The organism is Pseudofrankia coriaricola (genome assembly GCF_032027725.1).
In the GTDB taxonomy this organism is placed as follows: Bacteria; Actinomycetota; Actinomycetes; order Frankiales; family Frankiaceae; genus Pseudofrankia.
Genome location: NZ_JASNFO010000069.1, coordinates 62,093 through 71,999, shown reverse-complemented (window position 1 = coordinate 71,999; position 9,907 = coordinate 62,093). Strand labels below are relative to the sequence as shown.

General features: G+C 72.1%; 9 protein-coding genes. 1 reads left to right on the top strand and 8 read right to left on the bottom strand.

Features of this window, described 5'->3' with window-relative positions:
- Window positions 1–180 precede the first annotated feature (180 nt).
- The 8 genes from QOZ89_RS31480 to QOZ89_RS31445 all read right to left on the bottom strand — a co-directional run bounded on the left by QOZ89_RS31480 (window position 181) and on the right by QOZ89_RS31445 (window position 8,214).
- On the bottom strand, window positions 181–1,158 hold the full coding sequence (locus QOZ89_RS31480) for an NADPH:quinone oxidoreductase family protein (protein WP_312627287.1): 978 nt from the start codon (window positions 1,156–1,158) through the stop codon (window positions 181–183).
- A 1-nt stretch (window position 1,159) separates the two neighbouring features.
- Complete coding sequence (locus QOZ89_RS31475) at window positions 1,160–2,164, bottom strand: phosphotransferase family protein (protein WP_071047614.1); 1,005 nt, start codon at window positions 2,162–2,164, stop codon at window positions 1,160–1,162.
- A 47-nt stretch (window positions 2,165–2,211) separates the two neighbouring features.
- A complete protein-coding gene (locus QOZ89_RS31470; RefSeq protein ID WP_071047486.1) occupies window positions 2,212–3,513 on the bottom strand; it encodes an acyl-CoA dehydrogenase family protein in 1,302 nt (433 codons plus the stop codon).
- Between the two features lie 120 nt (window positions 3,514–3,633).
- Entirely contained in the window at window positions 3,634–4,653 is a 1,020-nt protein-coding gene (locus tag QOZ89_RS31465; RefSeq protein WP_083418277.1) for a DUF2889 domain-containing protein, read from the bottom strand.
- Window positions 4,654–4,695: 42 nt separating this feature from the next.
- Complete coding sequence (locus QOZ89_RS31460) at window positions 4,696–6,048, bottom strand: alpha/beta hydrolase domain-containing protein (RefSeq protein ID WP_083418276.1); 1,353 nt, start codon at window positions 6,046–6,048, stop codon at window positions 4,696–4,698.
- Window positions 6,045–6,521: a VOC family protein gene (locus tag QOZ89_RS31455; RefSeq protein WP_071047485.1), complete on the bottom strand. Its 477-nt coding sequence runs from the start codon at window positions 6,519–6,521 to the stop codon at window positions 6,045–6,047. The genes QOZ89_RS31460 and QOZ89_RS31455 overlap by 4 nt, the downstream gene beginning before the upstream one ends.
- Window positions 6,518–7,471 (bottom strand): zinc-dependent alcohol dehydrogenase, encoded by a 954-nt coding sequence (locus tag QOZ89_RS31450; protein ID WP_071047484.1) that lies wholly within the window; start codon window positions 7,469–7,471, stop codon window positions 6,518–6,520. The genes QOZ89_RS31455 and QOZ89_RS31450 overlap by 4 nt, the downstream gene beginning before the upstream one ends.
- Window positions 7,468–8,214, bottom strand: coding sequence for a TetR/AcrR family transcriptional regulator (locus QOZ89_RS31445; protein WP_071047483.1), 747 nt, complete (start codon window positions 8,212–8,214; stop codon window positions 7,468–7,470). The genes QOZ89_RS31450 and QOZ89_RS31445 overlap by 4 nt, the downstream gene beginning before the upstream one ends.
- Window positions 8,215–8,351: 137 nt before the next feature.
- On the opposite strand from QOZ89_RS31445, the gene QOZ89_RS31440 reads away from it, so the two are divergent.
- A complete protein-coding gene (locus QOZ89_RS31440; protein WP_071047482.1) occupies window positions 8,352–9,887 on the top strand; it encodes an MFS transporter in 1,536 nt (511 codons plus the stop codon).
- Window positions 9,888–9,907: the final 20 nt, after the last annotated feature.

The following is a 9,907-nucleotide window of genomic DNA, read 5'->3' as shown; positions in this document are numbered from 1 at the left end:
CCTTCCCCCCCCCGGCGGGGGCTGATTATGGGGGCGCCGGGCTATGCCGGGCCGCCCCCATCCCGTCACGGGCAGTCGCCCGCATAATGAATATATGCCCGATGTCACTGGGCCTGGCATCGAGGAAACGGTCCGGACCGCAACGTCAACAAAGGCCGGCCTGGCCGCGACGGGCGTCGTTCAGGGCGCGACGTCGAGGACGACCTTGCCGATCGCCTTGCCGTCGGCGACGTGACGCAGCGCGCCGGCCGTGTCGTCGAGCGCGAACACCGCGCCGATGTGCGGACGTACCTTCCCCGAGGCGAGCAGCTCCGTGAGCTCCCGGTCGTCGCGGGCCAGCTCGTCCGGCCGGTGGGTGGCGAAGTCGCGCATCTGGAAACCCATGATGTGCGCGCCCTTGAGCAGCACCAGGTTCAGCGGGATCCGCGGGATGGTCCCCGAGGCGTACCCGACGGTCACGAAGCGCCCGTCGAAGCGCAGCGCCCGCAGCGCCGCCTCCGAGAGATCCCCGCCGACCATGTCGACGACGACGTCGACACCGTCGGGGTGCGCCACCTTCAGCGCCTTGCGCAGGTCCTCGGCCGCGTTGTCGATGAGCGTCGTCGCGCCGTTCGCCGCGGCGACCTGGAGCTTGTCCGACGAGTTCGCCACCGCGGTCACCTCGGCGCCCAGCGCGACGGCGAGCTGGACGGCCGCGAGGCCGACGCCGCCACCCGCGCCGAGCACCACCACCCGGTCACCCGGCTCGACCCGGGCCATCGAGCGCAGCACGTGGTAGGACGTGCGGTGCGCGACGACGAACGCCGCGGCCGACCGGTCGTCCACCCCGTCCGGTATGGGACGCAACGACTCGGGGCGGCACACGACCTGCTCGGCGAAGGCGCCGACGAACACCGTCCCCGCCACCCGGTCGCCGGGGGCGAGGCCGGTGACACCCCCGCCCACCTCCTCGACGACACCGGCGAACTCGCTGCCAGGCACGAACGGCACGGGCGCCTTCACCTGGTAGGTGTTCGCGACGACGAGCACGTCGGGGAAGTTGACCGCCGCCGCCCGCACGCCGACCCGGACCTGGTCAGGCCCGACCGGCGGAGTGTCGATCTCCTTGACCTCGATGACCTCCGGCCCGCCGTACTCCGCACACACCGCCGCCAGCATGTCAGCGCCCCGAGTAGCTGTAGTCGGTGGTCGAGGTGAACTCGGCCGCGGCCTTCATGGACTGCTCGATGACCGGGCCGAAGGCGAGCAGCTTCGGGTCGTCGCCGGCCCGCTGGAACCCGCGCTCCAGGACGATGGCGATCTTCCATCGGGCCAGGACCAGGTAGTAGTCGAGGTCGTCGACCTGCCGGCCGGAGACCTTGGCGTAGTGCTCGACGACCTGGCTGCGGCTCGGCATGCCGTACAGGTTGACGTAGCTGGACTTCGCCGCCTCCTCGGCCATGGTGTCCTCGGGCCAGTTCATGACCATCCAGGCCAGGTCGAGCTTGGGGTCGCCGACGGTGCCCATCTCCCAGTCGACGAGCGCGGCGAGCTTCGCCGGCACCGCGTTCTCGAACATGACGTTGGCGAACTGGTAGTCGCCGTGCATCAGCCCGGGGATGTAGTCGAGCGGGCGGTGGTTGCGCAGCCACTCGGTGACGACGTCCATGCCCTCGAGCTCGCGGCCCTTGACCTTCTGGAAGAAGCTCAGCCAGCGGTCGACCTGGCGCTCGTGGAAGCCGTCCGGACGGCCCAGGTCCGCCAGGCCCTTGGCCTGCCAGTCGACCTTCGACAGCAGCGCGATGCCCTCGGCCAGCTGGTAGCCCAGTCCCTTGCGCAGCTCGAGGTCGCTGTTGAACGGCTCGGGCCACTTGCGGTCCTTCATGTTCATCGGCGACCAGCCGTCGACGAAGCCCATGAGGTAGAAGGTGCGGCCGAGCACCGAGTGGTCCGTGCAGACCGCGACGGCGGCCGTGTGCGGCACGTCGGTGCCGTCGAGCGCCTCGATGATCCGCCACTCGCGCAGGATGCCGTTGTCGCGGTCAGCAGGCGCCTTGGCCGGTGGAATCCGGATGACGCACTGGGCGTCGCCGCGGGTCAGCAGGTAGATCTCGTTCTGCGTGCCGCCGGAGAGGAACTTGTGCTCCAGCGGGGCGCCCGCGCCGGGCAGCCCCTGGGCGTCCATCCAGGCGGCGAGCCGCGTGAAGTCCAGCGTCGTTTCGGGTTCGCCACTCACAGGTTTCCCACCTCGTGCTCAAGAAACTCGGCGTACTTGGCCCGGGCGGCGTCCAGCTTGCCCGGAATCCACTCGGTCGGCCACATGCCGTCGGCCGGCTTGTAGTCGCGCAGGACCTGCTTGGCGACGGTCATCTTGTGGACCTCGGTCGGCCCGTCGGCGAGGCCCATCACGGCGGCGCCGTGGATGTACCTGAAGAACGGCATCTCGTTCGTCGTGCCGAGCGCGCCGTGGACCTGCATCGCCCGCCACGCGATGTCGTGCAGGATGGTCGGCATCACGATCTTCGCGGTGGCGATGTCCTTGCGGACGCGCTTGTAGTCCTGGTATTTGTCGATCTCCCAGGCGACGTACATGACGAGCAGCCGGAACTGCAGCAGCTGCGCGTACGAGTCGGCGACGAAGCCCTGGACGAACTGCTTGTCCGCGAGCTTGCTGCCCGCGGTGGAGCGTGACAGCGCCCGCTCGCAGGTCATGTCCAGCAGCCGCTGCGCCTGGCCGATGGTGCGCATCGCGTGGTGGATGCGCCCACCGCCGAGCCGGGTCTGGGCGATGGCGAACGCCTGGCCCTCGCCGCCGAGCAGCGCCGACTCCGGCACCCGCACGTCCTCGTAGTGGATCAGCGCGTGGAAGCCCTCGTTCAGGGGCTCGCCGAACAGGCCGACGTTACGGACGATGTTGATGCCCGGCGTGTCGGTCGGCACCAGGAACATCGACATGCCGCGGTATGCGCTCACGTCGGGGTTCGTGACCACCATGACGATGAAGAAGCTCGCGGTCTTGGCGTTCGACGAGAAGTACTTCCACCCGTTGATGATCCACTCGTCGCCCTCCTTGTGGGCGCTACAGGTGAACTGCGTCGGGTCCGCGCCGCCCTGCGGCTCGGTCATCGAGTAGCTGGAGAACATCTCGCCGTCGAGCAGTGGCTGGAGGTACTTCTCCTTCTGCTCCGGCGTGCCGTAGTGAGCGATGATCTCGGCATTGCCGGTGTCCGGCGCCTGGCAGCCGAAGACGATCGGCGCCCAGGAGGAGCGGCCGAGGATCTCGTTGAGCAGCCCCAGCTTCTGCTGGCCGAAGCCCTGGCCGCCGAGCTCGGGGCTCAGGTGGGTCGCCCACAGGCCCTGGTCGCGGACTTGCTGCTTGAGCGGGTCGATGAGCGCCCGGCGCTTCTCGGCCAGCGGGACGAACTGCAGGTCCGGGAACGCGAGGTCGAGCGGCTCGACCTCGCTGCGGACGAACTCGTTCGCCCAGTCCAGCTTCTTCTGGTACTCGGGATCAGTCTCGAAGTCCCACGCCATCGCTGCGTCCTTCCTGGTCGTCCTCGGCAGAATACGATTCTGGCAATGCCGAACACAAGTTTGGATCTTCGGAACGCTTGTCGGAGTGAAGATCCTCGGCCATGCCCGGGGCGGGCCGCCTCAGCCCGGTAGGCGGGCGAGTAGCGCGCCGACATCCTCGAGCGAGCGCAGGGTGTCGTTGAGGTGCGTGCACGTCGTGACCCCGGTGAAGGTGTCCCGCACCTCGCGGCGCAGCCCGTCCGGGCGCTGTCCCACCAGGCGGCCCGCGCTGGCCAGCGCGAGGGGGCACTCCGGCCACGGCAGTGCGCCGAACTCCGCCGTGCACGCCGTGAACGTCGTCGTCGCCGGGTCGAGCGTGGCGTGGACGGTGTACTCGTGCACCGCGGTCTCGACGCCGTCCGGGTCGACGTGGCTGTCGCGGAAGAAGCACTCGACCCGCGCCTCGGCGCCCGCGCGCCAGACGTCGAGCCGGCGGCGCCGGCGCATCCCGTGCGCCGGCAGCGGCGCCACCTCGTGCCAGCCGTCCGGGTCGTCGCCCTCGATCGGCGGCACCGGCGGGCCGAACGGGGCCGGCACCCGCCCGGTGGCCTCGATCCCGCGGATGATCGTGCCGTCGGTGACCCAGCCGGCGCACAGGTCCGGGTACTGCGAGGCCGTTCCCTGACGCCACTGCGGGAAGGGCCCGGGCGCCACCCACTGGGTGGCGTAGCCGCTGACCAGCACCGCCGTCGGCAGGTCGTCGAGAAGTTGGAACCGGACCGAGTGGCTCGCGCGCCCGCCCGGCAGGGCGGCGTAGACCGCCTGCCGGAAGCCCGACGCCGCCCGGACGCCGACGAGCGCCGCGAGCCGGGGCTCGTCCGGGTCGGTGCCGATCCGGGTGACCTCCCGGCGGGGAAAAGCGATCTCGGCGTCGAGGCGGGCCGCGTCCAGGACGGTCAGGGCACCGTCGGCCTCGACGCGCACGTCCCGGCCGCGCGCGTCGAGCGTCACCGGCCCGGAGAGCCCGGAGGGCCGCAGCGAGTCGTGCGTCGTCGTCCGGCGTACCAGCCCGGGCCGTGGCGGCGGCGTCGAGAGAGCCGGGCCGGTGGGCGACGCCGGGCCGGTCATCGCGCGGCCGTTCGGCTGGGCTGATGTGCTCATGCGCGGATCACTCCTCGCTCGACGGGGCCTGAAAGCCCGCGGCTACGAGATCCGGTCGGGTTGGGCGTAGGCGAGGAGGACCTCGCGGTCCTCGGCGAGGGCGAAGCCCTCGGCGAGGAGCCGGTCGACGGCGGCGGCGTAACGCGCCACGTACTGCGCGCGCGACGGGTAGAGCTCGGCGACCCGCGCGGCCGGCAGCGCGATCGTCGAGCCGAACAGCTGGCAGATCATTGACGGGTTCGGGCCGGGGATGCCGGACAGCACGTCGACCGGCACGTCGACCGGTGGCGTGCGGATCCCGCCGAGCGCGATGCCGTCGCCGTCGCGGACGATCTCGCCGCCCGCGGTCGCTATCCGCGGCGAGGCGGCCGGCGGGGTGCCGCCGCGCGCCCAGGTCTCCAGCGCGCGCAGCGCGGCCTTGACGACGACGTGCATCGGGGCGTTGTTGACGTCGACGCCGCAGCCGAGCAGGTCGGCGAACGGGCCGACGGTGTGCTGGTCGGCGTGGGCGGCGCCGGCGACCTCCCACGTGCGGACACGCTCGAGGTCGTCCTGGCGGGAGCCGAGGGAGTGCAGCACCTGGTTCAGGTCGCCCTCGGCCTGGAGGATGAGCACGGGGGCGGCGGTGTCCTCCCGGACGAGCACCGGGCTGGTCGCGACCAGCGCCTGGAGGGCCGCCGGCTGGCCAGGCGCGGCGAGGTTCAGCGCACCCAGCCCCCGGCTGTGCAGCAGGTAGCCGTCGAACAGCCCGTGGACGAGCGGCTCGACCCCGTTGACGTAGGTGACCATCGCGTAGGCGGACTGGGACTGGCCGGCGGCGAGCACGAGCCGCGGTACGAGCCCGCCGAGCAGCGTCCCGTCGCGGACCGCGCGGGCCGCCTGGGTGAACAGGTCGAACGCGAACCCGTCGCCGGGGTGGGCGAGCGAGCCGTAACGCTCCGGGTCGGAGCCCACGAGCCCCGGCGCGTCGGAGCCCTCGATGGTCGAGGCGAGCACCGGGCCGCCGGCGACGCCGATGAGCTGGGCCGACACGCCGACCCAGGCATGGCCGCGGCGGGTGATCTCCTCGTGGTTGTTCGCCCAGATGACGTCGGCGTCGTGGCCGGAGCTGACGTTGAGCCACTCGACGACCGCGGTGCCGCTGAAGCGCTCGGCCGTGACCGGGCGGCGCACGACGACCCGGGTGCGGTACGGCGCCGTGCCGGCGGGCTCGAACGCCCAGCGGCCGTCGGCCGCAAGCTCGCCTACGGCGCGGTAGGCGGTCGCCGTCCCGGCCGCGGCGAGCTCGTGCTCGACGTAGCCGACGGCCGCGACGTCGGCCGGCACCGGCGAGGCGAGCATGACCCCCTTGCCGCCGGTCAGCTCGACCAGCTCGGTGGGCGCCGCCAGGCTCACGCCGGACGCCGGCTGTTCGCCCAGTACTGCTCCAGCCCCGGCTTGATGCTCCGGCTCACCAGCTCGATCCGCGGACCGTCGGAGCCCCGGTGGTACGTCCAGTAGGGCTGCCCGTCCGGGCCGATGCCGGCGACCTCCAGCGGCATGCCGAGCGCGGCGAGCGCCGCCGAGTCGGCCGGCACGTCGTCCGACCAGTAGCCGAGGTGGTGCACGCCCGAGTCGGCGGGCACCCAGACGGTTCCGGGAATGGGCCGGATGACCTCGAGGCGGGGCTCGTTCACCGAGTAGGAGAACCGCGTCGTGATGGTGGTGTCCACCGGGCCGTCCGGAGTCATGATCCGCACCGCCACGTCGCTCACCAGCTCGTCGCACCACTCGAAGCCGAACAGCTCCGTCAGCCGGTCGAGGGTGCCCTCGAAGTCCTCGACGATGACCCCGGTGTGGAACTGGTCCTCGGGCCGTAGCGTCGTCACAGCTCCACCACCACTCGGATAGCACCGGTCGTCTTGTCGCCCGCCACCCGGAACGCCTCGGCGGCGTCCTCGAGCGGGAACCGGTGCGTGATCAGCGTCTTGGGGATCTCGGGGTTCTCCGCCAGCATCGCCGCGGCCTCCGCCAGCTCGGTCACGCTACCGCCCGCGCCGTCGTCGTGCGTGCAGTACCCGATGGACGGGATGACGCGGGCCTCCAGGTGGAACAGGGCGCTCCAGTTGATCTCGACCGGGCCCTGGTGGACCGCGACCGAGACCACGGTCCCGCGCGGGCCGACGAGGTCGATCGCGCGGGCGAGGCTCTCCTTGGTGCCGGCGGCGTCGACGACGACGTCGTAGCGGCCGTCCGCGCCGATCCGCGCACCCAGGCGCTCGCCCGCCTCGACCTGGTGGCGGTGGCGCGCGTCGAGCGCGACCTCGGAGGCGCCGAGCCGGCGGGCGCCGGCGACGGCCAGCAGGCCGAGGGCGCCCGCGCCGACGACCGCCACGGTGGTGTCCTTGCCGGTGCCGGCCAGGCGCAGCGCGTGCCAGGAGACGGCGGCCGGCTCGGCGAGGGACGCGTCCGTGACGGCGAGTCCGTCGGGAACCGGCACGAGCCGGGGGCTCGGGGCGCGGAACTGCTCGGCCATGCCGCCGTCGGCGTTGGCACCGAGGGCGCGGGTGAAATGGACTGGGCAGAGGTTGTACCGGCCGATCTGGCACTGGTCGCACGTGCCGCAGCCGAACACCGCCTCGACGATGACCGGCGTGCCGTCGGCGCGGACTCCGGCGAGCTCGTGGCCGACGACCTGGCTCAGGCCGTACCTGATGTACATGAGGTCCGAGCTGCAGATGCTCGCGGACCTCATCGTCAGCAGCTCGTCGCCCTCACCTGGCGGTAGGTCGACGTCGGTGACGGACACGGCGCCGTCCGCCGAACGGACAGCCTTCATGGGCGTGCTCCCTGACTGGGCTGGGGAATCGGTGGTTGGGCCGCCCGCAGGCAGAAAGCGGTGACCTGATCGATCTCGGCGTCGCTGGGCTCGGTCCGTCGCCACAGGAAGTCCGACAACGCGCCGAAGACGGCGTACGCGGCCAGCGTCGCGTCCGGCTCGGGGTGCTCGCTGCCCAGCGCGGTGAACGGCGCGCACAGCAGCACCGACATCGACCCGGCGGCCGGGTGGAGGCCGGGAGTGGCGTTCCTGGTGCTGCTCCCGTTCCACATCACGGCCAGCGTCGACGCGGCCACCTCGCCCCTGGCCTGCCCGAGCACGGCCTCCACCCAGCGACGCACCTGGCCCGCGGGCGTCGGCTCCTTGCTCATCTGGTGGGCGGCGTAGCTTGCCAGCCGCTCGCTCCCGTCCTCGATCAGCGCGGTGACCAGCGCGTCCTTGGACGGGAAGTGGCGGTAGAACGCGTCGTTGGACAGCCCGGCCTCGGCGACGATGTCGGCGACCCGGGGGCGTGATGAGATGCCGTTGCGCCGGATCACCTCGAGGCCGGCGTCGAGCAGCCGACGCACCTCGTTGGTGTAGCCGGCGGTGCGCGCGGCGAGCGTGCGTGCCGCCGTGCGCGCGGCGACGTCACCGGCCGGCTGAGGCTGGGTGTCCGGTGCCGCTGAGGACGTGCCGCCCGGTGCCTCGGGAGGCGGGCTACCCGGCGTCGCCGCCAGGAGGCGATCTGCGTTCTGCGTCATCAGAATCGAATTCTGGCACGTCGGGTGGGCGAAGTCACCTCATGTCGCGGCCGGTGGCGCTTTGGATTCCTGGATGTGCGTGATACACATGATATGCATCCTACATATCCTGGGTGCAGCGTCAGCTGGGAGAACTCATGAGCGCCAGCAAGGCCACCGCCGCCCCTGCCCCGGCCAGCGTCGCGGGCCGGTCGGCACGGGCGAACACCCTCATCGCGGTCCTCGCGGCCGCGGGCACCGCGATGTCGCTGATGCAGACGCTGATGGTGCCGTTGATCCCGAAGCTGCCCACGCTGCTGCACACCTCGTCCTCCAACGCCTTCTGGGCGATCACCGCCACCCTGCTCGTCGGGGCGGTCGCCAACCCGCTGTTCGGGCGCCTCGGCGACCTGTTCGGCAAGCGGCGGCTGTTGCTGGTCGCCCTGGGCACCCAGACCGTGGGCGCGCTGATCTGCGCGCTGAGCTCGTCGATCGTGCCGATGGTCGTGGGCCGCGGGCTGCAGGGCGTCGGTTTCGCCACCATCCCGCTCGGCGTGAGCATCCTGCGCGACCTGCTGCCGCCCAAGCGGATGGTCTCCGCGATGGCGATCATGAGCTCCTCGCTCGGCGTCGGCGGCGCGCTCGGCCTGCCGATCGGCGCGGTGGTCGCCCAGAACGCCGACTGGCACGTGCTGTTCTGGGGCTCCGCCGCGATCGGCCTGCTGCTGGGCGCCCTCGTCGCCGTCCTGGTCCCCGAGTCGCCGGTGCGCGGCGTCGGCGGGTTCGATGTGCCGGGCACGGTCCTGCTGTCGATCGGGCTGGTCGGCGTGCTGCTCGCCGTCTCGAAGGGCGGCGACTGGGGCTGGGCGAGCACCACGACGCTGGGCCTGCTCGGCGGTGGCGTCGCCGTCCTCGTCGCCTGGGGCGCGTTCGAGCTGCGCATCGACAGCCCGCTGATCGACCTGCGCACGATGAGCCGGCGCCCCGTGCTGCTCACCAACATCGCCTCCGTGGCGCTGGGCTTCGGGATGTACGCGCAGTCGCTGATCGCCCCGCAGCTGATGCAGCTGCCGAAGGCCACGGGCTACGGCCTCGGGCAGTCGCTGCTCGGCACCGGCCTGTGGATGGCGCCGGCGGGGCTCGCGATGATGATCGTCTCGCCGTTCGCCGGCCGACTGATCGCCGGGCGCGGCCCGCGGGTCGCGCTGGCCGGCGGCGCGGTCGTCGTGGCCGGCGGATACGTCCTCGCGCTCCCGCTGATGGGCAGCCCCGGCGGCGTGCTCGCGTTCTGCGCGGTGATCAGCGCCGGTGTCGGCCTCGCGTACGCGGCGATGCCCACTCTGATCATGCGGGCGGTGCCGGCCGAGGAGGGCGCGGCCGCCAACGGTCTGAACACCCTGATGCGATCGATCGGCACGTCGGTTGCCAGCGCGGTGCTCGGCACTTTGATGTCGAGCATGACGACCACGGTCGGCTCGGCGGTCGTCCCGTCGGAGAGCGGTCTGCGGGTCGGCCTGCTGGTGGGCGGCGGCGCGGCGCTGGCGAGCTGCCTCATCGCCCTCGCCCTCCCGCGCAGGACCGCGAACGCCGCCCCCGCTGCGGCTGTGCCTGCCGTCCCGGCCATGCCCGCGCCGCGGGTCGCGTCCGAGCTGACGGTCACCGAGCGTGTCGCAGCGGTCCCCGCGATCGACTGACTGGGAAGTAGCTGGGAGCC